The sequence below is a fragment of the Aeromonas sp. 30P genome (assembly GCF_051919805.1).
GTDB classification, from domain to species: Bacteria; Pseudomonadota; Gammaproteobacteria; order Enterobacterales; family Aeromonadaceae; genus Aeromonas; species Aeromonas veronii.
The window spans coordinates 3103294-3128848 of record NZ_JBQBEA010000001.1; the positions used below are offsets into that span (position 1 = coordinate 3103294).

A 25555-nucleotide genomic window follows, 5' to 3' on the forward strand; every position below is an offset into this window, starting at 1 on the left:
TCGGAGAGTTATCCATGCCGCAGTTTTTTATCCATCGCCCGGTGTTTGCCTGGGTGATCGCCCTGTTCATCGTGCTGGCAGGGGTCATCGCCATCCCCAAGCTCCCCATCTCCCGCTATCCCTCGGTGGCGCCGGTGTCGGTGACCCTCTATGCCACCTATCCGGGCGCCACGCCGCAGACACTGAATGATGCGGTGGTGAGCCTGATCGAGCGCGAGCTGTCGGGAGTGAAGAACCTGCTCTACTTCGAGTCCTCTGTGGACGCCTCGGGCAGCGCGCAGATCACTGCCACCTTCAAGCCGGGCACCGATCCGGAGCTGGCCCAGATGGACGTGCAAAACCGCATCAAGGCGGTCGAACCCCGTTTACCGCAAGCAGTGCGGCAAACCGGCCTGCAGGTAGAGTCAGCCTCATCCGGCTTTCTGATGATGGTCGGCATGACCTCACCGGATGGCCGCTTCGATGAAGTTGCCCTCAACGACTACATGGCACGCAATATTGTGCAGGAGCTGCGCCGCATCGACGGGGTAGGACGAGTGCAGCTGTTCGGCGCCGAGCAGGCCATGCGCATCTGGGTAGATCCGGCCAAACTCGCCGCCTACGGGCTGACCATCAGCGAGGTGGCACAGGCCATCGAGCAGCAGAACATCCAGATTGCACCGGGACGTCTCGGTGACGAGCCCGCCCTGCCTGGCCAGCGCCTGACGGTACCCCTCACGGTTCAAGGGCAGCTGACAACCCCCGAGGCGTTCGCCGCCATCGTGCTGCGAGCTGGTGGTGATGGCGCCAAGCTGGTGCTGGGTGATGTCGCCCGGGTCGAGCTGGGGGCGCAATCCTACGCCTTTTCCAACCGGGAGAATGGCGTGGCCGCCACCAGCGCCGCCATCCAGCTCTCCCCCGGCGCCAACGCCGTGCGTACCGCAGATGCGGTACGCACCCGTCTCGCCCAGCTCGCCCCCACCCTGCCGGCGGGCATGGCCTATTCGATCCCGTTTGACTCGGCCCCTTTCGTCAAGGTCTCCATCGAAAAGGTGGTCCATACCCTGCAGGAAGCCATGGTGCTGGTGTTTCTGGTGATGTTTCTCTTCCTGCAGAACCTGCGCTACACCCTGATCCCGGCCATCGTCGCCCCCATCGCTCTGCTTGGCACCTTCGCGGTGATGCTGCTGGCCGGTTTTTCGATCAACTCCCTCACCATGTTCGGCATGGTGCTGGCCATCGGCATCATAGTCGACGACGCCATCGTGGTGGTGGAGAGCGTCGAGCGCCTGATGGCCACCCGGGGGCTGTCGCCCCGGGAGGCGACGTCGCAGGCCATGAAAGAGATCACCGGGGCGGTGATCGGCATCACCCTGGTGCTCACGGCGGTGTTCCTTCCCATGGCGTTTGGCAGCGGCTCGGTGGGGGTCATCTACCAGCAGTTCACCCTGTCGATGGCGGTGTCGATCCTCATTTCGGCCTTCCTCGCCCTGACCCTGACGCCTGCGCTCTGCGCCACCCTGCTGCGTCCGGTCAGCCCGGATCATCATGAGAAGCGCGGCTTCTTCGGTGCCTTCAACCGGGGTTTCGAGCGGCTCACGGCTGGCTACGGTGCGCGGGTAACCCGGCTAGTCGGGCGCAGCGGACGGATGATGGCAACCTTTGCCGCCCTCTGCGCCGTGCTGGCCATCGCCGCCGCCCAGCTGCCCTCCTCTTTCCTGCCGGACGAGGATCAGGGCTACTTCATGACCTCCATCCAGTTGCCAACCGGCGCCACCAGCGAGCGTACTCTTGAGGTGGTCAAGGCCTTCGAAGCTCACGTCGCCTCTCGCGAGGTGCTGGACACCAACCTGGTGGTGCAGGGCTTCAGCTTCTCCGGCGCAGGCCCCAATGCCGCCATGGCCTTCACCATGCTCAAAGATTGGGATCAGCGTCATGGTGCCACGGCAGCCGAAGAGGCAGAGCTGGCACAAGCGGCTATGGCAAACATTCCTGAAGGCACGGTAATGAGTCTGCTGCCGCCCGCCATCGACGAGCTGGGCACCGCCTCCGGCTTCACCCTGTTCCTGCAAGACAGGGCCAATCGGGGGGACGCCGCGCTGCTGGCCGCTCAGGCCCAACTGCTGGAACTGGCCGCCAAAAGCCAGGTAGTAAGTGATGTGTATCCCGACAATCTGCCTCCCGGCGAGAGCATTCACCTCGAGATCAACCGACAGAAGGCCGAAGCCATGGGACTCTCGTTCGCCAGCGTAAGCAGTACCCTGTCGGCCGCAATGGGGTCGCTCTACGTCAACGACTTCCCCAACGGCGGGCACATGCAGCAGGTCATTCTGCAGGCCGACGCGTCGGCGCGCATGCAGCTCGATGATGTGCTCGGCCTGCGGGTGCGCAATGCCAGCGGCGGCATGGTCCCCTTGCGGGAGGTGGTGACACCGGAATGGCGCGAATCGCCGCAACAGATGATGCGCTTCGATGGCTTCCCTGCCGTGCGTATTGCCGGGGGGGCAGCGCCCGGCATCTCCAGCGGAGCGGCGATGGCGGAGATGGAGCGTCTGGTGGCGCAATTGCCGCCAGGCTTCGCCCTGGCCTGGACGGGACAGTCGTTGCAAGAGCGCCAGTCGGCCGAGCAGGCCCCCCTGCTGATGCTGTTGTCGGCACTGGTGGTCTTCCTGGTGCTGGCGGCACTCTATGAAAGCTGGTCGATCCCGCTCTCGGTGATGCTGGTGGTGCCGCTGGGCCTGCTCGGTGCCGTCGCGGCAGTGATGCTGCGCGGCATGCCCAACGACGTCTTCTTTAAAGTAGGCATGATCACCATCATCGGTCTGTCGGCCAAGAACGCCATCCTCATCGTGGAGTTTGCGCGCCAGTTGCACAGCGAAGGGCGTTCACTGCTTGATGCGGCTGTCACTGCTGCCCGCCTGCGCCTGCGCCCCATTCTGATGACGTCGCTGGCCTTCACCCTCGGGGTAGTGCCCTTGATGCTCGCCAGTGGCGCCAGCGCGGAGACCCAGCACGCCATCGGCACCGGCGTGTTTGGCGGCATGATCAGCGGCACCCTGCTGGCCATCTTCTTCGTACCGGTCTTCTTCGTCTTCGTCATCGGCACCCAGGCGCGCATTCAGGCCTGGCGGGCACGGCGAGCATCCAACCGCATTCATCCGGCTCGATGACCACAGATACACAGGCGGCCGGATAGTCCCTCAGCACATCACCAAAAGAAAAAGCCCAACCTGCGAAACAGGTTGGGCTTGGTATGTGGCGGAGAGACAGGGATTCGAACCCTGGGTGGCATTGCTGCCACAATTGATTTCGAGTCAATCCCGTTCGGCCACTCCGGCATCTCTCCGTGGGGAGAGATTTTTACCCAAGCAGGGCCGAGGATGCAATAAAAATTTCTTAGATATCAAATGGCTGAATCAGATATCTGGGAGCAGGCTCACAATGCGGCGCGTGCTGTTCGCGTTGCCAGGCCACCCTGCATCCACCCGACATTAACCCGCTCGCACACCCGGCCATTATCCATATCGTGATATTCACCCATTGCCATCAGGCGTCTCTCTTTCCTGCTTGGCGCTCAAATTTATGGGTGATGCCGATTTTGGCCGGTTTCCTATGTATCCCCACATCATTGCGAGTGCGCGGCAAGCTGGTAATCATGGGCTGATTGAGGAACAATCGCGCCATCCTGGCGGCTGTATTGATGATGTTCCGCCCCGATTGAACTGATGGATCTTCTTATGCGATTGCCGAAACTCAAGCCCCTACCCTTAACGCCCGCCCTTTCCCTGCTGCTGGCAGCGATCCTGCTCTGCGCGGCGCCGGCAGAGGCCAAACGCTACCCGCTGCCAGCTGCCGGGAGTCGTCTCATCGGTGAGCTGGAGGATTACATCATCCAGCAGAATGAACATCTGGAGCTGGTTGGCAAAAATACGCAAATTGGATTTTTGGCGCTGCTTGAGGCAAATCCGGGTGTAGACCCTTATTTACCCAAGCCTGGCACCCGCTTGACGCTGCCCACCCAGATGCTGCTGCCTGATGTGCCTCGCGAGGGGATCGTCATCAATCTGCCCGAACTGCGTCTCTACTACTTCCCCAAAGGGAAGAGCGAGGTCATCGTGCTGCCCATCGGAATTGGCGATATCGGCCGTGAGACTCCGGAGATGACCACCACGGTCATCGAGAAGAATCCCAACCCGACCTGGGTACCCGGTCCCATGGTGCGCAAATCCTGGCTGGAGCAAAAAGGGATCACCCTGCCCGCCGTGGTGCCCCCCGGCCCGGAGAATCCCCTTGGCAAGTTCGCTATGCGCCTTGGCTATGGCAAGCGCGACTACCTGATCCACGGCACCAACAAGGATTTTGGCGTTGGCCTGCGGGTAAGTGCAGGCTGCATCCGGCTGCGACCTGACGATATTGAGGCCCTGTTCAAGATTGTGCCGATTGGCACGTCGGTGCGGGTCATCAACCAACCGGTCAAGGTGGCCATCGAACCGGATGGTCGCCGCTGGCTGGAGGTACACTCCCCGCTCTCCCGCACCGAAGAGGAGCTTGAAAATGGCGCCCCGCTGGTGCTATCTCCGGCCATAGAGAGCTTTATCAGTGCACCTGACGTGATGCAGGATGAGGTGACGGCGGCGCTGGAGAGCAAAAACGGCCTGCCCCGCCCCATCAGCAGCCAACTTGTCAGTGGCTAAGTCACCAGCGCCCAAGTCGCACCGGAGTCACCTTATCTCATGAAATTCCTGCCCCTCCTACTCCTGTTGGCCTGTCACTCCTTGTGGGCCAAGGACATCCTCTGGATGAGCAATGGCGACCGTCTGACCGGTACCATCGAAGAGATTGGCGATGAGTCGGTACGCATCTCTTTGCCCTATACCGGTGCCGTTACCGTCAAGCGGGATGCCATCAAGCGCTGGCGACTAGAGCATCAGGATAAACCCAAGGCGACCGCCAAAGGTGGATTCACCCTGTTCAAGGATGAGCAGGATGAACGCAAGGCCTGGCTCTGGACCGGTAGTGGCGATCTCAACATCAAGCTCAAACACAAGGACAAGCACACCAACAACGTCAACTTCAAGGGCAAGACCGAGTTGGCCAATCTGGACTGGCGCTACAGCTTCTCCGGAGAGTACTCCTACGAAACGTCTGACAGCGTCACCGATAACCACGACTACAAACTGAACCCGACCATTGACTACTTTTTCGATCAGCAGTGGTTTGTGCGCAGCTCGCTCAATGCCGAATATGACATGCTGGAAAGCAACTACCTCAGCCTCGACTATGGTACCGGGCCGGGTTACCGCTTCTGGAACGAGAAGCGCCGTCGGCTGGAGTTCGTGGCGCAAGGGGGTCTGCGCAAGGCCTACTTCAGAGAAGAGAGCGGGATTGGGTTGCTCTTCAAAGGCAACCGGATCATTGACTACCCCTTTGCCAGCATGAACTGGGATTATCGCCAACCCATCCCGATATGGCGGGAAAAACTGGAGCTGTTCAGTCAGGGGCGCTATCTGCTCTATCTGGATCAACCATCACCCTATATCACTCTGAATCGAGATGTGACCGGCAGCGTGGGCCTGCGCTACTACTTCAACGACCACCTGCGCCTCTCCTGGTCGAGCGAGATGGAGTGGGAAGATGGCGAAGTACATTTCGTCGGTCTCGAGCAAAAGTACAAAGAGACCGAACTCAGGCACCTGCTCAATCTGGGCGCCAGTTTCTGAGTCAACTGCAAACAGAAAGAGGAGCCAAGTTGGCTCCTCTTTCTGTTTTGGTCATCACCTGCCATGGCACTTCTCCAATGATGGAGCAGGCAACAGATGAGAAACCGGCCGTACGCTCAGATCAGTCCCCAAGCGGCAATCTGGTAGATCCATACCATCGCCAGCAGGGTGCCGACCAACCCCATGATGACGCCGATGCGCACCATCTGGTGACTCTCCACCAGACCGGTGGCGTGGGCCAGCGCATTGGGCGGGGTACTGATGGGCAGAGACATCCCGAGCGAAACCGAAATGGTAACCGCCAGGATCAGGGTATGACTGCCGCCCCACTCGGCCAGCTCCGGCATGCTGACCGCCAGCGCCGCCACCAGTGGCAGCAGCAGGTTGGCGGTCGCGGTGTTGGACATGAAGTTGGCCATCACCACCGCCAGCAGACAGGCCCCGACCAGTACCGCCAGCGTGGAGTATTCGTGGAACGGAATATGGGTGATGAGCCGCTCGGCCAACCCGGAGTCCTCCAGCGCCAGCCCCAGCGCGATACCGCCCGAGACCAGCCAGAGCACGTCGAGGGAGATCTTGTGCAGATCGTCCTTGGTGATGATGCCGGTGGTCAGGAACACCGCTACCGGGATCATGGCGACCACGTAGGAGCTCATGCCGTGCAGATCCCCCAGCAGCCAGAGCACTATGGTGGTGATAAAGGTGAGGTAGACCACCCAGGCGCGAGGGGTCTGCATAAAGCGCCCTTCAATCTTGAGATCCATCCGCTTGAGGGTGCTCGGGAAGAAACGCCCCAGCAGGAACCAGCCGAGCAGCAACAGCAGCACCACGAAGGGCACCGCAAATCCCATCCACTGACCGAACGAGATGGCATGCTCGCCGGTCAGGTATTTGAGGGCCACTGCGTTGGGCGGAGTGCCGATGGGAGTGCCGATCCCGCCGAGGTTGGCCGCTAGCGGAATGGCCAGCACAAAGCCGATTTTGGCCGGGTCCTTGTCGGGAAACGCCGCCAGCACCGGGGTAAGAATGGCCAGCATCATGGCGGTGGTGGCGGTATTGCTCATAAACATGGAGAAGGTGGCGGTGATCAACATCAGCCCCAGCATGACGATCCGGGGATCCTGACCGAACGGGCGCAGCAGCACCCGCGCCAGATTGACGTCCAGATGGTATTTGGTCGCCGCAATGGCGAGGAAAAAACCGCCGAGAAACAGCATGATGACCGGCGAGGCAAAGGTCGCCATCACCTCGGTGGACTTGAGCAACTCACCAAACCCCGGTTCGGCCTTGTCGGCAGTCATGAACCAGAGCCCCTTGTCGGAGAGCAGCAGCAGCTCCAGCACGATGATCAGCACCGAGGTAGCAAAGATAGGGATGGGCTCCAGGATCCAGCAGAGGGCGGCCAGCACGAAAATGGCCACGACCCGCTGCTCGATGACGGTGATCCCCTCGAGCGGGATCCAGTGGGTCGGGATCAGCAGGATGGTGAGGCTCAGCAGCAGTGGCAGAATAATCTTGTTATTGATGGGCACTATTGTCTCCAGGATCGGGAGTAAGAAGCCAATAGTGGCATAACATGCTATCGCCTCACGCGGCCAACTCGCCAAAATGAGAGCTGGCTAACTGCACGGCGCACCGTTTTGTGAGTCATATCAAGCTGGGGTCGGCGCGCAATGGCTGACGCCTCAACCCTTGCAACAAACAGGCAAAAAAACGGGCCCGCTGTTCGTTGCACACGACAGCGGGCCCGTTTCACCATTCATGCCGATGGGGGGCTCAGAAGTAGATGCGGGTCACCGACTCGATGACGCAACCCGGGCGGCGGATCCCTTCGATCTCAACCTTGATCTCTTTGAGCAACTCCAGCCCACCCTTGATGGGGGTAACCCGGGCCAGCTTGGTGCGGGCGCGGATGTTGCTGTCCACCTTGATGGGGTACGGGAAACGTACCTGATCCAGCCCGAAGTTCACCACCATGCGGGCGGTCGGGAACTCGGGGGTGGCCTCATCGACCGAGCCGGTCAACTGCGGCAGCAGCGCCAGGGTCAGGAAGCCGTGGGCGATGGTGGTCTTGAAAGGCGACTCTGCGGCCGCACGCTCCGGATCGGTGTGGATCCACTGGTGATCCCCGGTCACTGCAGCAAACTGATCGATCATCTGCTGGCTGACGTGCAGCCACTCGCCGACATGTGTCTCTTCACCAATGCGAGCCTGCAGGGCGGCATAGAGCTCGGCCGCCTCGGCCCCCAGCTCAACAGCGGGTTCCTGAGCGACGGCAGGCTGACCGTTGGCTACTTGTGCCACGGTTGCTGCATCCTGTTGCTGCTCGCTCTGGGACTCGGCTTGCAAGTCCAGCACACGCCCCAGCAAAGGATGAAGATGTGCCTTTTGCTGAAACTCACGCCAGTAGTCGCGGATCGCCGGAGAGAGCCAATCCTTGAGCTCAAAGGGGTGCTGCGCCAGAATTTCGCGCTTGCGCTTCAGAAAATCGACAACTTTCATCTACCGATCCCTATTTGATTCAATGCCTGTAAAGAGGTCTAACCAGTCCTATTTTATTAAAGTTTCAGCTGTAAGTGCAAAAAAATCTCGGCGTACACCTGTACCAAGGCGGAAGTAACTACTTACACCATGCAAACCAGCACGATCTGCCAATGAGGAAATCGATTGCCAAAGATGCCGCCAGCAGGGGAAATTCGCGGTGCTCATCATGAAAAAAGGCCCTCATCGGGCCTTGTGGTGGGGACTCAGCGCGCGCTCGACCAGCCGCTACGCAATCCCTCTTCATCCAGAAAGGACCAGGTGAGGATCCGGCTCACCTTGTTGCCCTGTGCCATGTCGATCACCCGTACCTGACGCGCCCCCACCCGGCTCAACGCCTTTTTTGCCCCCGGCAGGTTCTCTTTTTTCGACACCAGCGAGCTGAACCAGAGGCACTGAGTGGCAAACTCCTTGCTCTGGGCAATCATGTTGGCCAGAAACGCCGCCTCGCCCCCTTCGCACCAGAGCTCGGCCTTCTGGCCGCCGAAGTTGAGCACAGGAGCGCCTGTCACCTCCTTGCCCAGATTGCGCAGCTTGCGCTCCGTCCCCTTGCTCGCCTCTTCCAGCGACGCATGGAACGGCGGATTGCACAGCGTCAGAGCGAAGCGCTCCTTCGGCCCTATGATGCCGCGAAACACATGGTTGGGGTTACCCTGCAAACGACACTCAATCTGGTTGCCGAGTCCGTTGCTCTTGGCTAGCAGGGTGGCCGCCTTGACCGAGACCGGATCGATATCCGATCCAACAAAACGCCAGCCATATTCGCGGGCACCCAGCAACGGATAGATGCAGTTTGCCCCCACCCCGATATCCAGCACCCTCACCCCCTTGCCGGTAGGGAGCTGGCCTGCGCTCTCGGCCAACAGGTCGGCTGCCCAGTGCAGGTAGTCCACCCGTCCCGGGATGGGTGGGCAGAGGTAACCGGCAGGCAAGTCCCAGTGGGCAATCCCGTAGTGATGGGCCAGCAGGGCGCGATTGAGGGTCTTCACTGCATCGGGATCGGCAAAATCGATGGTGCGGGTGCCGTAGTCATTGATAAAGACGTGGGCAGCCAACTCGGGAGTTCGCAGGCAGAGCGCCTCAAAGTCGTAACCCGCCTGATGGCGATTACGGGAGTGGAGTCCGGATGTGCGGTCGCCCGACTTGGGGCCACCGGCTGATGGGATGCGGGGTTTCATGCTGAGCCTGCCGAAGAAAACGGGCCCACACTATAGTGATTTGACTCGGGAAAGTCTAAACGAGGGCAATAAAAAACCGGGCTATCGAGCCCGGTTCAAGTGAGGTTGGAAAAACAGTCCGTACTGCGAGCCGTTTGTCCAGCCTGACTCAGATATCGATCCGGCGAGCTTGCCAGAACTTGTTGCGCCAATATTGGCTATCCAGCTTGGAGCGTGTCACACCGGCGCGAGTCGAGGCGTGGATGAATTCACCATTGCCGACATAGATACCAACGTGGTTGAGACGACGATTGATTTTGAAGAAGACCAGGTCACCCTCGACCAGATCCTGCTTGGAAACGCGCGTCCCTTCATGGACTTGGGAGCGGGTATCGCGGGGTAATTCGATACCGACGGCATTGCGGAACACTTCACGGGCAAAGGCGGAACAGTCGATACCGCGCTGGCTGCTGCCACCCATACGGTACGGAACACCACGCCACTCTTTATATACAGTCAGGATTTCATTCACATCGGGTGTCTGGGAAGCTTCCGGTTCGATGACAGGTTCAACCATGGAAACTTCGATCTTGCTCGCGACCTCGGGTTGGGGTGCCGAGGCACAACCCACCATTCCGAGCGCGACCAGCAGTAGCATCAGGTGGCGCAATCCTTTATCCCCGCTAAATAGTAAATCTTGTTAAAATACGGCCCCAAAGGGCAATTTATAAGGCAACAGCACCCGACTATATCCAAGAATTCTATCGAGGCAAGTGAAAATCCCTATCAAGCTCACATTTTTGCAAGGAAATGCACGATTTTTCATAATTAATGTGATCATGCCCAAACAATATACAATCGCAAAAAGAGCCTTGGGCCTCATAGATAACTGGCTTTTATCCCTGCTTCAGCACCTTTTTAAAGTGAAAAATCATGATCGAAACCGATCTTTTTTTGTTAAAACCGGCCAGGGTATGCCAGGATCTGCTTGCTCAATTGCCTGAATGGCTGTCAACCGATGAGCAACATATCTGGCAAGCCATGACCCATCCTGAACGGCGTCAGGAATATCTGGTGAGCCGCGCCCTGCTGCGCCAGCTATTGGCCGAGCGGCTGCAACAACCCGCAGCCAGCCTGCAATTTTGCAACGCCCCCCACGGCAAGCCCCGACTGCATGATGATGCTTGGCAGTTCAATCTGAGCCACAGTGGCAGCTGGCTGGTGCTGGCGATCTGCCCACAGGGGCCGCTTGGGGTGGATATCGAACTGGGCAAACGGCGGCATCACCCCCTCCCCCTGGCCCGCCGGTTTTATGCACAGAGTGAATATGAGTGGCTCTGCGCACAGCCTGCTCAAGAACAGGAGAGCGCCTTCTATCGGCTCTGGTCACGCAAGGAGGCGGTACTGAAAGCCCACGGTGGCGGCATAGCGGCGGGGCTGGAGAAGGTGCGGTTTATCCCGGAGGAAGGATGGCGACTCGACAACCGGCTCGATGACACCCCTTATCAGGTACAAGATTGGCCCTTTGCCAGCGGCTGGCTCAGTCTCGCGGCGACGGCAGCCCCCGTGACCTTTTACCGGCTGGATGAGCGCTTGAATTGCCACTTGCTTAACCCCATCTTACTCAACACCCTTTCTGAAGAGTCCAACTCATGATCGTCGACATTACTCCCCAGAATTTTCACGCTGAACTTATCGATGCGTCCATGAAGAAGCCGGTTGTCATCTATTTCCATGCTCCGCAGATGCCGGAGTGCCAGGGGATGACACCGCTGATCGAATCACTGGTTGGGCCCGCCAATGAGCAGGTTACCCTGGCCAAGGTGGATATGAACGATCCCCAGTTGCAGCCGCTGGCCAGTCAGCTCGGCCTACGCGCCCTGCCCGCATTGGTGCTGTTCCATCAGGGGCGCCCTGACGAACAGGGGATCATCGAAGGACCGCAGGATGAAGCCACCCTGCGCCAGTATTTCGCCGCTTTCGCCCCCAAAGAAGAGGAAGAGTTGCTGGCCAAGGGGCAACAGGCGCTGGCTGACGAGCAGCCCAGCATCGCCTATGCCCATCTGACCAAGGCACACCAGCTGGCTCCTGAACGTCACGACATCAGCCTGTGGCTCATTCAAGCTGCGCTCGACCTCAACCTGCTGGATGAAGCACAGGAGCGCCTCGGCACCATCCCGATGGCGGCGCAGGATGGCCACTTCCATACCCTGAGCTCACGACTGGCGCTGGCCCTGCAAGCGGCAGACAGCCCGGAGCTGCGCGCGCTGGAAGCCCGTCATGCAGAACAGCCTGATGATTATGCCCTGACTCAGGAGCTGGCGGTGCAATACAACCAGGCTGGTCGTCAGGAAGAGGCGTTGGGACTGCTGCTGGAGATCCTCAAGCGGGATTTGGCATTCGGCGATGCCAGAAAGACCTATCTCGATATTCTGGCGACCATGGGCAGCACACCGGCGGCACAGAGCTACCGTCGCAAACTCTATAGTCTGCTCTACTGAGCGGAATCGAACTGGCTGGTAATGATGGGGGAGTGCCGGGAGACCGGCATGACCTCATGGGTCAAGTACGAAGAAGGTATTGTGGGAATAAGGTGCTCTGGGAATAGTGGAAATACGGTGAATTTCAGGCAAAAAAAAATGGCGCAAAACTGCGCCATTTTTTTCGCATGGATTACTTCTTGTAGGAAGTAGCCATGTTGTCGATGCGCTGGTTAGCACGCATAGCTTCTTGCTTGGCTTCGGCAACATCAGCAGCGATTTTGGACTGATCAGCACGAACTGCGCTAACATCTTGAGCCAGTTGGTCAACTTTGTTAGACAGATTCTGAACGGAAGTTTCCAGTTCGCTGGTGTTTGCACAACCGCCCAGCAGAGCGGACAGACCAACAACACCTACCAACAACAATTTTTTCATTTTTAAAGCTCCCTTGAACTCGCCAGACGTTTAGCAAGCGGCGTGATTATGGCACAAAAAAATCCTACTTTGCATAGTCCCCACCACAGATAAATGCATTAAAACCCTCATTTTTTTTTGAATGAACAGTTTTTGTCCAGATTCGTCTAAAAAATGAGTGCCGTGTGGTGGGGGCACGGACAAAGGTTAACCAAATTTTTGCCTTATTACAATTTCGTATGAGGCTCAGGCTGTACGTTCTGACAACAATTGACGATATTGCACCAGATCCTCGATGGTCAGCACCGGCATCTGGTGCTTGCGACCGAACGCAACCAGGTCTGGCAGACGCGCCATCGAGCCATCTTCTTTGGTCAATTCACACAACACACCAAACGGTTTGAGGCCAGCCAGCTGCATCAGATCGACCGTCGCTTCGGTATGACCACGGCGGGTAAGCACCCCACCGGTTCGCGCCCGCAGCGGGAAAACATGACCCGGGCGGTGCAGATCGCCCGGTTTGGCACCGTCAGCGATAGCCGCGCGGATGGTGGTGATGCGATCTGCCGCCGAGACACCGGTCGTGACACCCTGCGCCGCTTCGATGGTCACGGTAAAGGCGGTCTGGTAGTGGCTAGAGTTGGCCTCCACCATCATCGGCAGTTCGAGCTGGCGAACCCGCTCGTCGGGCAGGCAGAGGCAGACGATACCGGAGCACTCGCGGATCATCAGCGCCATCTGTTCATTGGTCATGGATTCGGCGGCGAAAATGAGGTCGCCCTCGTTCTCCCGATCTTCATCATCGGCCACCAGCACGCCGCCTCCGGCACGCAAGGCAGACAGGGCCGTTTCGACACGGGCAACGGGATCACCGAATTCACTGAGTAGAGACTGATTCATGGTAAAACTCCTAAACAAGACAAGGACCAGAATCAGGGCATGGAAAGGCAGACAGAGACGGGTATGCAGCAGCCAGCCCACAAGGGCCAACACGGCAAGGTCTGTCTTATCCTCTTTCATCCGGACTATGACCGTCGGCTCCGGCATCTCACCGGATCTGCTGACCCCGACCCGGCAATCAGCCAAGTCGGGCGCTCGCGGGCTCCCCGAGTCAATCGGGATACCGCCGGTGGGGAATTGCACCCCGCCCTGAGAATAAGCGCAGACAGCCTAAAGAAAAACGGTTGCAGATACCAGTCAAAATCCCCCGCAGGCTGAAAAGCGTTTCAACATTGCGCCCGGGATCCCGCTCTGCGGCACGCTCGCCAGCGTGCGAGGCCATGACTGGCGAATTTCTTTATGGCTCGGATCGGTTTATGGCATAGTTCCCGAAACAAAAAAACAGGGCCCGAAAAGAGAGCCTGAACAACGCTGCCGGCGCAGACAGCAGCGCCAACACCACAAACGGAAAATGACAGAGATGGAAAAGAAAATACTGCTCACTGATTGCCCGGATGCCAAAGGGCTCATCGCCAAGATCACCAACATCTGCTACAAGCATCAGCTCAACATCATCAAGAACGATGAGTTTGTGGATCACGAGAATGGCCGCTTCTTTATGCGTACCGAGCTGGAGGGGCGCTTCAACGACGAGACCCTGCTGGCCGACCTCGATGATGCCCTGCCCATCGGCGCCCAGCGCCGTCTGGTCAAGGCAGGCAAGAAGCGCATCGTCATCCTGGTGACCAAAGAGACCCACTGCCTCGGCGATATTCTGATGAAGAACTACGCGGGCGCGCTGGATATGGATATCGTCGCGGTGATCGGCAACTACGACACCCTGGCCGAGCTCACCGGCAAGTTCGATATCCCGTTCCACACCGTCAGTCACGAGGATCTGAGCCGGACCGAACATGAGGAGCAGGTTCGCACCATCATCGACAGCTATGAGCCTGACTATGTGATCCTGGCCAAGTACATGCGGGTGCTGACCCCGAGCTTCGTCGAGGCCTACCCGCGCAAGATCCTCAACATCCACCACTCCTTCCTGCCCGCCTTCATCGGTGCCCGCCCCTACCGGCAGGCGTTCGACCGTGGCGTCAAGCTGATCGGCGCCACCGCCCACTTCGTGACCGACGATCTGGATGAAGGCCCCATTGTCGAACAGGACGTGATCCACGTCGGTCACGCCTTCAGTGCGGACGACATGGCCAAGGCGGGTCGGGATGTGGAGAAATCGGTGCTGAGCCGCGCGCTGGAGCTGGTACTGAACGAGCGGGTGTTCGTCTACGGCAACAAGACGGTAGTCTTCAAGTAATTCGCCCACACGCACGTATGCAAACGCCAGAAACAACAACGGCTCCCCCAGGAGCCGTTGTTGTTTCTACATCATGTGTCAGAGCGGCAGATCGTTTACCGTCACAGCGCCCTTCTCCAGCCTCAGCTCGGAGGTCAGCGCTTGCTTGTCGGCCTTCAGATAACCCATCAGGGTCAGCTGATCGAGCATGGGGGCCAGTTGCGGCACCGCCTTGCCCAGCTTGTCGCTGAGGCTGGCATGCAGCATGCCGGAGAGGGCCTGCATGCCCGCGTCGCTGTTGAACAGCTGCTCCAGCGAGGTGGAGGCCAACTTCACGTCCCCCTTCATGGTCACCGCCTCACCGTTGAGTTTGGCACTGAGATCGGCCAGTTCAAGGGTCGCGCCACGTTTGAGCATCTTGTCCAGCGCCTGCTGGATGGCGGCATCTTCAACCCCCTTGCCACCGGCGGCCTGCAGCCCCTGATACCCTTCCAGATCCAGACCGTTGAGGTTGAGCGCCAACTTGCTGTCGGTCACCGCCAGGGTGTCGGTCTCGTTCTCCAGATCCAGCTTGGCAATTTTCATCTGATAGCTGCTGGAGAGGGTCTGGGCATCATCACCGGTCAGCTGAGTCTCGGTTGTCATCCCCTGCAGGGCGACCTTGACGCTGTCAGGCAGTTGTACCGTGAGGGCCGAGAGGGTCATCTCGCTCTGGGGCGAGAGGAGCACACCGCTGATCTCGGCAATGTCGGCACTCCCTTTCAGATCGGCCAGCACCAAGTCCATCTTGCTCTGCTCTTCGTGAACCGTCATCCCCTGCCAAGTCATGGTGAGGTGACCATTCCCCTCCAGATTGCCGTGGAACTCGCCGCTCAGGGGCAGGAAGCTGAACTCGTCCAGCCCCTGTTTGATCTTGAATTCATTGGCCCAGAAACGGCTGCTGTTACCCTGGGTCCAGAGACTGGTGACCGACTCCAGACCGAGTTCCCACTGCTCCATGCCCAGTGCGGTGAAAACCGGCGCCAGAGTGCCATTATGGGTATCGAGCAGGAAGTGGCTCTTGATGTAGAGCGGCAGGATCTGGCTCTTGACCACCAGTTGCAACTCGATGGGCTGACTGCCCTCCAGCTCGCTGTCGATGGTAGCCAGCTCCTCCGGCGTCACCACGACCTTCAGGACCCCGTCACGGGTGAAGAGGTTGCTGCTACCCGGCTGCCACTGCATATCGATACCGGTTTCTTGCTCTACCTTGGCGATCTGTTCCACCATGATGTTGTCGAAGCTGTTGCCCGTGTACCAGCACGCAGCCAGACCACCACCTACCAGTGCCGCACCCACGGCGAGGGCCACTATCTTTTTCATATATCCATGTGTCTCCAGGGAGTTGTCACTGCACTCTACGGGGCGGACTCGGGGCTAGGCAAGTCCAATCAGATGGCGAGTCCACTTTCTTGCGGCTCGCCACAACATCACAGCAAGGGGCTGAAGAGATAGAAGATGTTCTCCATCGCCTTCTTGTACCAGGGGCGGGCCTGCCATTGGGCCAGGGTCATCGGGGTGGCTTCCGCCATATAGCCCTGTACCAGCCGGGTCATCTGGGCCACGAACGAGGGGTTGTCCACCAGCAGGGTCACCTCGAAGTTGAGCCAGAGGCTGCGCCGATCCAGATTGACCGTCCCCACCAGCGCGAAGTCATCATCCACCAGCACGCTCTTGGTATGGAGCAGACCGGCATCGTAGCGGTAGATCTCCACCCCGGCCGCCAGCAGCTCCTCCATAAAGGCGTTGCAGGCGTAATTGGCCATGATGGAGTCGTTGCGTGCCGGCAACACCAGCTGCACCTGCACCCCGCGCGCCGCTGCCGAGCTGAGTGCAGCCGCCAGCGGATCGTCGGGTACAAAGTAAGGGGTCGTCAGCACTAGATGGCTGCGTGCCTGATAGATGGCCAGCAGCAGGCTCTGCTGGATGCAGTCGCCGCCGACGAAGGGGCCGGACGGGATCAGCTGGGCGCGGTAGTTGGTCTGGGGCCAGGCCTCCGGCTCATGCTGCAGACTGTCGAGCAGCCGCTCGCCGGTCTCCATCTCCCAGTCCCAGACAAAGATCGACCACATCAGCGGCACCATGGGCCCCTGCACCCGGATCATGATGTCGACCCACTGGCCGACCCCTGCATCCTGCTTGAAGAAACGGGGATCCACCATGTTCATGGAGCCGGTGTAACCCACCCTGTCATCGATCACCACCAACTTGCGGTGCATCCGCAGATCCTGACGCTGGAACAGAATGCGCCAGGCGCCGACCGGCAGCACCTCCACCAGCTTGACCCCCGCCTTGCGCAGCTTTTTGGGCCAGTGGGAGCGGAAGAACTGCTTGCTGCCCACCGAATCGAGCAGCAAGCGACAATCCACGCCGCGTTGCGCCACTTCAATCAGCGCCTCGCACACCTCGTCGGCATCGCCGCCTGGATGCCAGATGTAGAACTCCAGATAGCAGGAGAGCGTCGAGCGACGGATATCCTGGGCAATCTCGCGCAAGATCCAGTCTGGCCTGTTGAGCAAGGTCATGCGGTTGCCAGAGAGCATCGGCATGGCGAGCCGTCCCTGGATCAGATCGTGCAGCGGCTGTGCCTTGGCGCCCACTTCGCAGCAGTGCTGCGGGAACAGACGGGCCAGTTGACGGATCCAGATGGCATAAGGGCGATACATGGCCTGGGCGCGCTCGGCACGGCGGCGCCCCAGCTTTATTTCACCAAACAGCACATAGAAACCCACCCCGGCAAACGGAATGGCATAGATCAGCGCCAGCCAGGCCAGCGACACCCCGATGGGACGGCGTTTCATCACCACCCGAAACGACACCCCGGTGACAATCACGGTATGAAAAAGCAGTAGCAGCCAACCCAGAAAACGGGAAAACAGCAGTTGAAGATCGTGTTCCAGACCGTTAAACAACGGGGACTCCTTCTAATCGACAAACAGCGCGGTGGGCAGACCCCAACCGGCCGGGATGGTATGCTGTAAGGCAAATCCATTCTATCAGGTCGCACGCATGATCCTGCAATCTATGCTGCTCAGCCTGGCCATGCTAGGCCAAGGCTCATATGACATCAATGAGCAACAGATAAACCAGTACCTGCAATCTCAGGTGCAAGTCGACAAACAGCTGGAGCTGCCGGGCATCATCAAGGCCCATGTGACGCTTGAGCAGAGCGACGTCCAAATCGGTCGCCAACGCCCCGATACCGCCCGGGTCTATGGCAAGGGCAAGCTCAAAATCGCCCTGCCAGACAATACCGAATATGACGCCCGCCTGCAGATGACCTATGAGGCGAGGCCCCGCTATGACAAGAGCCAGAGCGCGCTGTTTCTCGATAACATGAAGCTGGTGGAGTACAAGCTGGAGCCGGAGGCGGCCGAGAAGAAGTTCGGGCTGATGCTCAACATGCTGCTGCAGAGCATGGAGAAGCGGCTCGAGACCAAACCGGTCTACAAACTCAATGACAAGGATCCGGATCAGGCTTGGCTGAAGGAGAATCTGCTGGGGCTGGAGCTGTCACCGGGCAAGATCCACCTGCTGACCAAACCGCGCTAAACCGCTCAATTCAGGAGGGGCTGGGTGGTATCCCGTACCAGCAGCTCCACCTGATAACCCTGCTGCTGCTGCCGCTCGTAGAGGGAGAAAAGCGACCCGCTCAATTGGTTGAGGGGCATATCGGCAAACCCGGCCTTGAGATAGAAAGGCTTCTCGAAGGGCAGCGCCTGACAGACCACAGGTTTGTCCAACAGACCGTGACAGGCGTGCTGCAACAGCCGAGATCCCAATCCCAGCGACTGGTAGTGGGGCAACAGGCGAAAGCCGCACAGATGGTAAAACTCCTCCTCGTCCCGCAACCGTACCGCCCCCACCAGCCAGTGAGCATCACGCACGACAAAGATCCGCTCGGCCAGATCCGGCACATAGTGGGAAAACGTCGTCTCGTAATAGTCCCTGATAAGGGAGAGGTCGGCGTCGCAGTACTCTTCGAAAGTGAGTTCCATCGCCAGCTTGCTTGTCACAGACAAATCCTTTGATAATCAGTTATTAGTGCCAGATACGGTGCGCTAATCCGACCACATGACGCCAGCACGATAGCATGCCTTTCGTCAACAAAAAAGCGGACGTCGTGGGCAGCTTGCTTACCCGGTGGAAGAGGCCATTACCCACCGCCTGACGGCCAAAACCGTGCTTTATGATGACAATCCTGTATTGCGGCGGATACTTTGATCCCGGTCACCGAATCGGATCATTTGCCCCCTGTTGGCCGCTTGTTCTGCCCTCGTCATGATGCTTTACTCAACATGGTCATCACAAGAAGGAGTATCAGGGTTGAAAGCATGGATGCTGGCAGGCCATATGTTGTTGATTCCCCTGAGCGGATGGAGCCAGACTCCCCCTCCCGCGGAGGTGATCTTCCTGACCGCTGCTCCCTCCCCCTTGCGTCCGAGCAAAGATGCCACACCCGTCCCACAACCCGACACCGCTCAAACAGCGGCAGTCGCCACCAACGGCAAGAAGCAGATCCAGGTCTATAAATCGGTGCAACAAAACGGGGTGGTTCGCTACTCCGATATGGCACCCGAACAGGGCCATTACGAGCTGCTGCTGTTCAACGACTGCTTCGCCTGCGATCCCAAATCCAGCGTCAACTGGCAAACTACAGGGCTGTTTCTCTATGACTATGCCAGCACCATCAAGGCGGCTGCCAAAACCTATCAGGTTGAGCCTGCGCTGATCCGGGCGCTGATCCATGCGGAATCCGCTTTCAATCCGCTGGCGGTCTCCCGCAAGGGGGCGATGGGTCTGACCCAGCTGATGCCCGCCACAGCGCGGGAGTTGGGGGTCGGCAATGCCTTGCTGGCGGAGCAGAATATCTTCGGCGGGGTGAAATACCTGGCGGGACTGCTCAAGCAGTATGACGGCAACGTGGCGCTGGCGACCGCGGCCTACAACGCCGGCGCGGGCGCCGTACAAAAACATGGCGGTATCCCGCCCTATGCGGAAACCCGTGCCTATGTAGAGCGCGTCCAGCTCCTCCACCTGCGCTACAAAGAGATGCTACAGGCCAAAGGGCTCTGAGGTTAGCCTCGGTTAATGCTCTTTTCTCGCCCCTCCAGAAACAAAAAACACGCCCGCAGGCGTGTCGATACCACACTTTGTTTCGCAAATGATTACTTCTGCTCAGTCGCCACCAGGCGATAAGCCAGCGCACCCAGAATGGCACCGACAATCGGGGCAACCCAGAACAGCCACAGCTGGCTGATAGCCCAGTCACCGACAAACAGCGCAACACCGGTACTGCGGGCCGGGTTGACCGAGGTATTGGTCACCGGAATGCTGACGAGGTGGATCAGGGTCAGGCACAGACCGATAGCGATCGGCGCGAAACCGGCAGGCGCACGGCTATCAGTGGCCCCCATGATGACAAACAGGAAGAAACCGGTCATCACCATTTCGCATACCAGTGCGGCAGTCAGACTGTAACCACCCGGAGAGTGCTCACCATAGCCGTTGGAAGCAAAACCGGCAGAGAGATCAAACCCTGCCTGACCGCTGGCAATCACGTAAAGCACGGCAGCGGCGGCAATGCCACCCAACACTTGCGCCACGATATACGGCAGTACACCGGATGCCGGAAAACGACCACCCGCCCACAGACCGACGGTCACGGCCGGATTGAGGTGGCAACCGGAGATATGGCCGATGGCAAACGCCATGGTCAGCACGGTCAGACCGAAAGCCAGCGAGACCCCCAGCAGACCAATCCCGACGTGAGGGAAGGCAGCAGCCAGCACGGCACTGCCGCAACCGCCCAATACCAGCCAGAAAGTGCCCATAAACTCAGCAGCAACAGGTTTCACATTATTTCTCCCATTTGAGATAACACCGAACAAGACCCGAGAAGGGCCCATGCTTGAACAAGCGCAGCATTATGGGAGTGTGAGTCCAGATTGCGAACCCGGCAGGCAGAGCTCATTGAATGTGATGTTCGTCACAATTAGTTGATTAGATAAGGGATTTATCATTAAGACAGCCGGCTGCACATCTCATACCCAAGGGCGTCATGCGACAACTTGTGACACCGTTTAGCTCGAGTGCTCATCCCTTGAACGATAAAAACGGAGGCGTGGTCAGTCTCCTGCAGGGGCAAAACGGCTGACAACCTGCCCCTGATGCTCAATCCACTCCATAAACATGGCGACGGGACGGGCATAGACCTGACCATCCTGCTCGGATTGATAAATGACCAGCTGCTCCTGGGTTTCGGTATGCAAAGCCAGGGCAAGCACTTGATAGTAACCCCCCTTGAAGTGGCGATAGCGGCCTGGAACGGGTGCTTGCATGGGAAAACCTCGCAGAAGTGAACACCGATGAGCGAACCACATAAAGATGACACCATGAGTGCCAGTCAACTCATCGAAAAGGGGGACGAAGACGATTTTTTACACAAGCCAATCGTGCCACAGGATCCGGATATTGCAACACAGTCAGGCAGCTTTGTTAATTCGTTCCCCATGTTTCACTAGTTAACCTTGGTTAGCACCAAAGATCGTGCTGAATTTAACGTTCTAGCAACCCTGTTTTAGGGCTAAAAATCAGGGAATTCTTCTAAAAAGAGGATTGTTCTAGCATTCAATTCTGTGAAGAATAGGGGAAAAGAAATTTGATACTAAAAATCGCCTTTTTCGCCAACGCGTCCCTGTGGGGAAGGAATCACTGTCACCATGTTCACAATCGACAAGTCGCACAAGCTCGACGATGTCTGCTATGACATCCGCGGCCCGGTGCATAAAGAGGCTCGCCGTCTCGAAGACGAAGGCCACCGCATTCTCAAGCTCAACATCGGCAACCCGGCCCCGTTCGGCTTTGATGCGCCGGAAGAGATCATCAAGGATGTGATCCTCAACATGCCGCTGAGCCAGGGCTACTGCGACTCCAAGGGGCTCTTCTCTGCCCGTAAAGCGGTGATGCAGTACTACCAGCAAAAAGGGATGCGCAAGGTCGATATCGACGACATCTACATTGGCAATGGCGCCAGCGAGCTGATCGTGATGGCGATGCAGGCGCTGCTCAACAATGGCGACGAGATGCTGGTGCCCTCCCCCGACTACCCGCTCTGGACCGCTGCCGTCACTCTCTCCGGTGGCCATGCGGTGCACTATCGCTGCGACGAAGGGGCTGACTGGTACCCGGATCTCGACGACATCCGCGCCCGCATCACCCCGCGCACCCGCGGCCTGGTACTGATCAACCCCAACAACCCGACCGGTGCCGTCTACGGCAGCGAGTTCCTGCTGGAAGTGATCGAGATTGCCCGCCAGCACAATCTCATCATCTTCGCCGACGAGATCTACGACAAGATCCTCTACGACGATATCTCCCACACCAGCGTCTGCACCCTGTGCGACGATGTGATGGTGGTGACCTTCAACGGCCTCTCCAAGGCCTACCGCGCCTGCGGCTTCCGTCAGGGTTGGATGGTCATCACCGGCCCCAAAGGCCGTGCTCGCGGTTACATTGAAGGGCTGGAGATGCTGGCCTCCATGCGGCTGTGTGCCAATGTGCCGATGCAGCACGCTATCCAGACAGCCCTTGGTGGCTATCAGAGCATCAACGAGCTGATCCTGCCGGGCGGTCGCCTGCGCAAGCAGCGGGACAAGGCGTGGGAGCTCTTGAACGAGATCCCCGGGGTCTCCTGCGTCAAACCCAAGGGGGCGCTCTACATGTTCCCGCGCCTCGACCCCAAGGTGTATGACATACGCGACGATCAGAAGATGGTGTTCGACCTGCTGCAGCAGGAGAAGCTGCTGCTGGTACAGGGCACCGGTTTCAACTGGCCGGCGCCGGATCACTTCCGGCTGGTGTTCCTGCCCCGCGAAGAGGAGCTGGAAGATGCCATCGGCCGCCTCGCCCGCTTCCTCAAGGGCTACAAGCAGTAAGCAAGGCTCATGAAAAAGGCTCCCGCGGGAGCCTTTTTGTTATCTGTGGTTTTATCCGTGCCATCAGCCGTGCAGCAGGGCACCGGCTACCAGCACCGCCATGGTGATGAGGGCTACGCCGATGATAAAGGGCAGCACCCAGCGCACAAAGCGATCGTAGGGGATCTTGGCGAGCGCCAGACCGGCCACCAGATGGGCGGCGGTAGGGGCGAACAGGTTGATCCAGCCGGAGGCGGACTGATAGGCGGTGATCACCAGATCCCGGGAGATGCCGGAGAAGTCCGCCAGCGGCCCCATCAGCGGCATGGAGACGGTCGCCAGCCCCGAGGTGGAGGGGATGAAGAAGCTCAGGATGATGTGCACCAGATAGGCCATCAGGATGAAGACCGACGAGGAGAGTCCGGTCACCAGCCCTTCGGCCCAGTGTAAAATGGTGTCGATGATGACGCCCTGCTCCATCACCACATAGATGCCGCGCGCCACCGCCACCACCAGCGCCACCCCGATAAGATCCCGAGCGCCGCTCAGGAAAGTCGCCACATAGTTGGACTCCGGCATCCGGTTGATCAGCGCGATCAGGATGGAGGCACTGAAGAACAGGGTGGATAGCTCGTCAAACCACCAGCCAAAGGTGGGCAGCACATCGATCCCCAAGTCCGACCAGGGCACCACCGCATAGATCATCAGCAGGAAGGTGCCGAAGAAGACCAGCATGGTGAGCTTCTGCTTGCCGGTGAAGGCGAGGTTGCCGCTCTTCATCTGGGAGAACTCGTCGTCATAGGTGATGTCGGCCAGCACGGAGCGGGACTTGTCCTGCTGCACCTGCTTGGCGTAGCGCATCACGAACCAGGAGGCAAAGATCACCAGCAGCAGCCACTGGATGACCCGCAAACCGATCCCCTCACCGATGGGAATGCCGGCAAAACCGGAGGCGATACCGGTGGCAAACGGGTTGACGGTGGAGGCGAGCACCCCGACCCCGGAGCCGAGCAGGATAATGCCCGCAGCCACCATGCGATCGAAGCCAGCCGCCATCATGACCGGCACGATCAGCGCCCAGAAGGCTACCGTCTCCTCCGCCATGCCGAAGGTGGAGCCGCCGAGGGCAAACAGGGCGATCAACACAGGAATTAGCAGCCGCTCACGCCCGGCAAAGCCACGCACAATGGCCCCTACCCCGGCATCAAGCGCACCGCTTTGCATGGTCACAGCGAGAAAACCACCGATGATGAGCACGAACAGCGCCACATCGGCCGCCTTGTGAAAACCCTGGATGGGCGCCTTGAGCACCTCGAATACCCCTTGCGGGTGGGCGGGTAACTCGGTGTAGCTGCCGGGCACCGGCAACAGCCGCTCGTCGCCGCTGTAATCGGCCACGGCCGCTGCCGCCACCGGCTGCTGGGTCTTGGCGGTGACATAGTCATATTTGCCCGCTGGCAGCACCCAGGTCAGGGCGGCCATCAGGGCGATGATGATGAAAAGCAGGGTATAAACAGTGGGGAGTTGGCGCTTCTTGGGCGCCTCGTTTGGAGTGGTCATAGCTTCCGTACCTCGGCAATGCCGTCTGTGATCCGATCAGCGCAAGACTAGCGGGTTTGATATGGGAAAAAGGTGATCGCTGATAATAAAATTCCGCAAATTAGCGGAATGTTTGCCAAAAAAACAGGGCCCCGCGGGGCCCTGTTTTCACTTGAGTCAGACTCAGAGCTCGACCACGTCGAATTTCACATCCGGATTTACATCCGCATCGTAATCGACCTCATCCAGACCGAAACCGAACAGGCGCAGGAACTCCTGCTTGTAGCCGGTGTAGTCAGTCAGCTCGGAGAGGTTTTCGCTGGTGATAGATGGCCACAGGTCGCGGCAGGTCTGCTGCACATCTTCACGCAGTTCCCAGTCATCCATGCGGATGCGAGCCTGCTCGTCCAGCGCCATGTCGGACGCGTAGAGACGGGTGCGCATCATGCGATCCACCTGCTCCATGCAGCCCTCGTGAATGCCCTTCTCCTTCATGATCTTGAAGGCCATGGAGATATAGAGCGGCATCACCGGAATGGCGGAAGAGGCCTGGGTCACCACGGATTTGAGCACGGCCACGTGAGCGGTGCCGCCTTTGGCAGCCAGATCGCCACGGATGGCGGTGGCGGCGCGGTCCAGATCTTCCTTGGCGCGGCCCAGAGTGCCATGCCAATAGATTGGCCAGGTCAGATCGGTACCGATGTAGGAGTAGGCCACGGACTTGGCGCCGTCAGCCAGCACGCCGGCATCACGCAGGGCAGCCATCCACAGCTCCCAATCCTGACCGCCCATCACTGTGATGGTGTTCTGGATCTCTTCCTCGTTCGCCGGCTCGACGGTGGCGGTGATGATCTGGTCCTTGTTGGTATCGATGGCGGTGGTGGTGTAGACCTCGCCGATGGGTTTGAGGGCAGAGCGCACAACTTCGCCGGTTTCCGGCATCTTGCGCACCGGAGAGGCCAGGGAGTAGACAACCAGATCAATCTGACCCAGATCCTGCTTGATAAGCTCGATCACCTTGGCGCGGCACTCGTTGGAGAAGGCATCGCCGTTGACGCTCTTGGCGTAGAGACCCGCCTCTTTGGCGGCCTTGTCGAAGGCGGCAGAGTTGTACCAGCCAGCGGTACCGGTCTTGGACTCGGTGCCCGCTTTTTCAAAGAAGACGCCGAGGGTGGCGGCGCCGCTACCGAAGGCAGCCGCAATCCGGGAGGCCAGGCCATAACCGGTGGAAGCGCCGATCACCAGCACCTTTTTGGGACCATTCTCGATGGTGCCCTTGGCCTTGGTATAAGCGATCTGGCGACGAACATTGGCTTCACAACCGACCGGATGAGTGGTGGTGCAGATAAAGCCGCGAACCTTTGGTTTGATGATCATATGGGGTCTCGGATCCGTTTAATGGATGAAATCGGGGCATAAGATACCTCATCTTGCCGCGATAAGGTGCTCTGATGTGTTGAACTGCGGCAAAAATGGCCATTCAGGGTGACGGCTGCCGTCAAAAATGCACAATTTTTCGGAAAGCGTCACTTC

Annotated in this window: 22 protein-coding genes, 1 tRNA gene and 1 riboswitch; of the genes, 9 read left to right on the top strand and 14 right to left on the bottom strand. The window is 58.9% G+C overall.

Features of this window, described 5'->3' with window-relative positions; genetic code table 11:
• The first annotated feature begins 14 nt into the window (after positions 1-14).
• Complete coding sequence (locus ACTG2B_RS14315) at positions 15-3149, top strand: multidrug efflux RND transporter permease subunit (RefSeq protein ID WP_439996183.1); 3135 nt, start codon at positions 15-17, stop codon at positions 3147-3149.
• 86 nt (positions 3150-3235) lie between these two features.
• Here the strand turns inward: ACTG2B_RS14315 and ACTG2B_RS14320 are convergent.
• Positions 3236-3325 (bottom strand) — tRNA-Ser (locus ACTG2B_RS14320).
• Between the two features lie 391 nt (positions 3326-3716).
• On the opposite strand from ACTG2B_RS14320, the gene ACTG2B_RS14325 reads away from it, so the two are divergent.
• Positions 3717-4673 (top strand): L,D-transpeptidase family protein, encoded by a 957-nt coding sequence (locus ACTG2B_RS14325; protein WP_439996185.1) that lies wholly within the window; start codon positions 3717-3719, stop codon positions 4671-4673.
• 39 nt (positions 4674-4712) lie between these two features.
• Positions 4713-5699, top strand: coding sequence for a DUF481 domain-containing protein (locus tag ACTG2B_RS14330; RefSeq protein ID WP_439996187.1), 987 nt, complete (start codon positions 4713-4715; stop codon positions 5697-5699).
• Positions 5700-5815: 116 nt separating this feature from the next.
• On the opposite strand, the gene ACTG2B_RS14335 is transcribed toward ACTG2B_RS14330, so the two are convergent.
• From ACTG2B_RS14335 to ACTG2B_RS14350, 4 genes are all read right to left on the bottom strand, one after another.
• Positions 5816-7231, bottom strand: coding sequence for an SLC13 family permease (locus ACTG2B_RS14335; RefSeq protein ID WP_005353291.1), 1416 nt, complete (start codon positions 7229-7231; stop codon positions 5816-5818).
• A 244-nt stretch (positions 7232-7475) separates the two neighbouring features.
• Positions 7476-8201 carry a MaoC family dehydratase gene (locus ACTG2B_RS14340; RefSeq protein WP_019445964.1) on the bottom strand — a complete coding sequence of 242 codons (726 nt, stop codon included), beginning with the start codon at positions 8199-8201 and terminating at the stop codon, positions 7476-7478.
• 245 nt (positions 8202-8446) lie between these two features.
• Positions 8447-9418, bottom strand: a complete 972-nt coding sequence (gene rlmF / locus ACTG2B_RS14345; RefSeq protein WP_257696107.1) for a 23S rRNA (adenine(1618)-N(6))-methyltransferase RlmF — start codon at positions 9416-9418, stop codon at positions 8447-8449.
• A gap of 148 nt (positions 9419-9566) precedes the next feature.
• A complete protein-coding gene (locus tag ACTG2B_RS14350) occupies positions 9567-10055 on the bottom strand; it encodes a C40 family peptidase (protein ID WP_005334331.1) in 489 nt (162 codons plus the stop codon).
• A 275-nt stretch (positions 10056-10330) separates the two neighbouring features.
• Between ACTG2B_RS14350 and ACTG2B_RS14355 the strand changes: the two genes are divergently transcribed.
• Positions 10331-11053 carry a 4'-phosphopantetheinyl transferase family protein gene (locus ACTG2B_RS14355; RefSeq protein WP_139407134.1) on the top strand — a complete coding sequence of 241 codons (723 nt, stop codon included), beginning with the start codon at positions 10331-10333 and terminating at the stop codon, positions 11051-11053.
• Positions 11050-11898 carry a tetratricopeptide repeat protein gene (locus ACTG2B_RS14360; RefSeq protein WP_115522919.1) on the top strand — a complete coding sequence of 283 codons (849 nt, stop codon included), beginning with the start codon at positions 11050-11052 and terminating at the stop codon, positions 11896-11898. The genes ACTG2B_RS14355 and ACTG2B_RS14360 overlap by 4 nt, the downstream gene beginning before the upstream one ends.
• A gap of 172 nt (positions 11899-12070) precedes the next feature.
• On the opposite strand, the gene ACTG2B_RS14365 is transcribed toward ACTG2B_RS14360, so the two are convergent.
• Both ACTG2B_RS14365 and ribB read right to left on the bottom strand, forming a co-directional pair.
• A complete protein-coding gene (locus tag ACTG2B_RS14365; RefSeq protein ID WP_005334342.1) occupies positions 12071-12313 on the bottom strand; it encodes an Lpp/OprI family alanine-zipper lipoprotein in 243 nt (80 codons plus the stop codon).
• Positions 12314-12538: 225 nt separating this feature from the next.
• Entirely contained in the window at positions 12539-13192 is a 654-nt protein-coding gene (gene ribB, locus ACTG2B_RS14370) for a 3,4-dihydroxy-2-butanone-4-phosphate synthase (RefSeq protein ID WP_139428348.1), read from the bottom strand.
• Between the two features lie 104 nt (positions 13193-13296).
• A riboswitch (FMN riboswitch) is annotated at positions 13297-13453 on the bottom strand.
• A gap of 259 nt (positions 13454-13712) precedes the next feature.
• Here ribB and purU point away from each other — a divergent pair.
• A complete protein-coding gene (purU, locus tag ACTG2B_RS14375) occupies positions 13713-14549 on the top strand; it encodes a formyltetrahydrofolate deformylase (RefSeq protein ID WP_005353303.1) in 837 nt (278 codons plus the stop codon).
• A gap of 78 nt (positions 14550-14627) precedes the next feature.
• Here the strand turns inward: purU and ACTG2B_RS14380 are convergent, their stop codons facing one another.
• Positions 14628-15890, bottom strand: a complete 1263-nt coding sequence (locus ACTG2B_RS14380; protein WP_439996190.1) for a DUF945 family protein — start codon at positions 15888-15890, stop codon at positions 14628-14630.
• A 107-nt stretch (positions 15891-15997) separates the two neighbouring features.
• The gene (gene cls, locus ACTG2B_RS14385) at positions 15998-17479 is read right to left on the bottom strand and encodes a cardiolipin synthase (protein WP_005334350.1); all 1482 of its coding nucleotides are present in this window, start codon (positions 17477-17479) and stop codon (positions 15998-16000) included.
• A 97-nt stretch (positions 17480-17576) separates the two neighbouring features.
• Between cls and ACTG2B_RS14390 the strand changes: the two genes are divergently transcribed.
• Positions 17577-18119 (top strand): DUF1439 domain-containing protein, encoded by a 543-nt coding sequence (locus ACTG2B_RS14390; protein ID WP_005353308.1) that lies wholly within the window; start codon positions 17577-17579, stop codon positions 18117-18119.
• A gap of 5 nt (positions 18120-18124) precedes the next feature.
• On the opposite strand, the gene ACTG2B_RS14395 is transcribed toward ACTG2B_RS14390, so the two are convergent.
• The gene (locus ACTG2B_RS14395; protein ID WP_041980377.1) at positions 18125-18565 is read right to left on the bottom strand and encodes a GNAT family N-acetyltransferase; all 441 of its coding nucleotides are present in this window, start codon (positions 18563-18565) and stop codon (positions 18125-18127) included.
• A gap of 328 nt (positions 18566-18893) precedes the next feature.
• On the opposite strand from ACTG2B_RS14395, the gene ACTG2B_RS14400 reads away from it, so the two are divergent.
• The gene (locus ACTG2B_RS14400; RefSeq protein ID WP_408069017.1) at positions 18894-19643 is read left to right on the top strand and encodes a lytic transglycosylase domain-containing protein; all 750 of its coding nucleotides are present in this window, start codon (positions 18894-18896) and stop codon (positions 19641-19643) included.
• 92 nt (positions 19644-19735) lie between these two features.
• On the opposite strand, the gene aqpZ is transcribed toward ACTG2B_RS14400, so the two are convergent.
• Both aqpZ and ACTG2B_RS14410 read right to left on the bottom strand, forming a co-directional pair.
• Positions 19736-20425: an aquaporin Z gene (aqpZ, locus tag ACTG2B_RS14405; RefSeq protein WP_005334357.1), complete on the bottom strand. Its 690-nt coding sequence runs from the start codon at positions 20423-20425 to the stop codon at positions 19736-19738.
• Between the two features lie 270 nt (positions 20426-20695).
• Positions 20696-20908, bottom strand: coding sequence for a DUF1653 domain-containing protein (locus ACTG2B_RS14410; protein WP_005334366.1), 213 nt, complete (start codon positions 20906-20908; stop codon positions 20696-20698).
• A gap of 381 nt (positions 20909-21289) precedes the next feature.
• Between ACTG2B_RS14410 and ACTG2B_RS14415 the strand changes: the two genes are divergently transcribed.
• Positions 21290-22504: a pyridoxal phosphate-dependent aminotransferase gene (locus tag ACTG2B_RS14415; protein ID WP_005334367.1), complete on the top strand. Its 1215-nt coding sequence runs from the start codon at positions 21290-21292 to the stop codon at positions 22502-22504.
• A gap of 63 nt (positions 22505-22567) precedes the next feature.
• On the opposite strand, the gene ACTG2B_RS14420 is transcribed toward ACTG2B_RS14415, so the two are convergent.
• Positions 22568-24043, bottom strand: a complete 1476-nt coding sequence (locus ACTG2B_RS14420; protein WP_058055838.1) for a YfcC family protein — start codon at positions 24041-24043, stop codon at positions 22568-22570.
• 162 nt (positions 24044-24205) lie between these two features.
• Entirely contained in the window at positions 24206-25399 is a 1194-nt protein-coding gene (gene fabV / locus ACTG2B_RS14425; RefSeq protein WP_139460349.1) for an enoyl-ACP reductase FabV, read from the bottom strand.
• Between the last annotated feature and the right edge of the window lie 156 nt (positions 25400-25555).

Coding starts and splice junctions, on each gene's coding strand:
- fabV (WP_139460349.1), bottom strand. CDS start 25,399: ATGATCATCAAACCAAAGGTTCGCGGCTTTATCTGCACCACCACTCAT.
- ACTG2B_RS14340 (WP_019445964.1), bottom strand. CDS start 8,201: ATGAAAGTTGTCGATTTTCTGAAGCGCAAGCGCGAAATTCTGGCGCAG.
- ACTG2B_RS14365 (WP_005334342.1), bottom strand. CDS start 12,313: ATGAAAAAATTGTTGTTGGTAGGTGTTGTTGGTCTGTCCGCTCTGCTG.
- ACTG2B_RS14350 (WP_005334331.1), bottom strand. CDS start 10,055: ATGCTACTGCTGGTCGCGCTCGGAATGGTGGGTTGTGCCTCGGCACCC.
- ACTG2B_RS14315 (WP_439996183.1), top strand. CDS start 15: ATGCCGCAGTTTTTTATCCATCGCCCGGTGTTTGCCTGGGTGATCGCC.
- ACTG2B_RS14390 (WP_005353308.1), top strand. CDS start 17,577: ATGATCCTGCAATCTATGCTGCTCAGCCTGGCCATGCTAGGCCAAGGC.
- purU (WP_005353303.1), top strand. CDS start 13,713: ATGGAAAAGAAAATACTGCTCACTGATTGCCCGGATGCCAAAGGGCTC.
- ACTG2B_RS14415 (WP_005334367.1), top strand. CDS start 21,290: ATGTTCACAATCGACAAGTCGCACAAGCTCGACGATGTCTGCTATGAC.
- ACTG2B_RS14380 (WP_439996190.1), bottom strand. CDS start 15,890: ATGAAAAAGATAGTGGCCCTCGCCGTGGGTGCGGCACTGGTAGGTGGT.
- ACTG2B_RS14395 (WP_041980377.1), bottom strand. CDS start 18,565: ATGGAACTCACTTTCGAAGAGTACTGCGACGCCGACCTCTCCCTTATC.
- ACTG2B_RS14330 (WP_439996187.1), top strand. CDS start 4,713: ATGAAATTCCTGCCCCTCCTACTCCTGTTGGCCTGTCACTCCTTGTGG.
- ACTG2B_RS14420 (WP_058055838.1), bottom strand. CDS start 24,043: ATGACCACTCCAAACGAGGCGCCCAAGAAGCGCCAACTCCCCACTGTT.
- ribB (WP_139428348.1), bottom strand. CDS start 13,192: ATGAATCAGTCTCTACTCAGTGAATTCGGTGATCCCGTTGCCCGTGTC.
- ACTG2B_RS14355 (WP_139407134.1), top strand. CDS start 10,331: ATGATCGAAACCGATCTTTTTTTGTTAAAACCGGCCAGGGTATGCCAG.
- ACTG2B_RS14325 (WP_439996185.1), top strand. CDS start 3,717: ATGCGATTGCCGAAACTCAAGCCCCTACCCTTAACGCCCGCCCTTTCC.
- ACTG2B_RS14360 (WP_115522919.1), top strand. CDS start 11,050: ATGATCGTCGACATTACTCCCCAGAATTTTCACGCTGAACTTATCGAT.
- rlmF (WP_257696107.1), bottom strand. CDS start 9,418: ATGAAACCCCGCATCCCATCAGCCGGTGGCCCCAAGTCGGGCGACCGC.
- ACTG2B_RS14410 (WP_005334366.1), bottom strand. CDS start 20,908: ATGCAAGCACCCGTTCCAGGCCGCTATCGCCACTTCAAGGGGGGTTAC.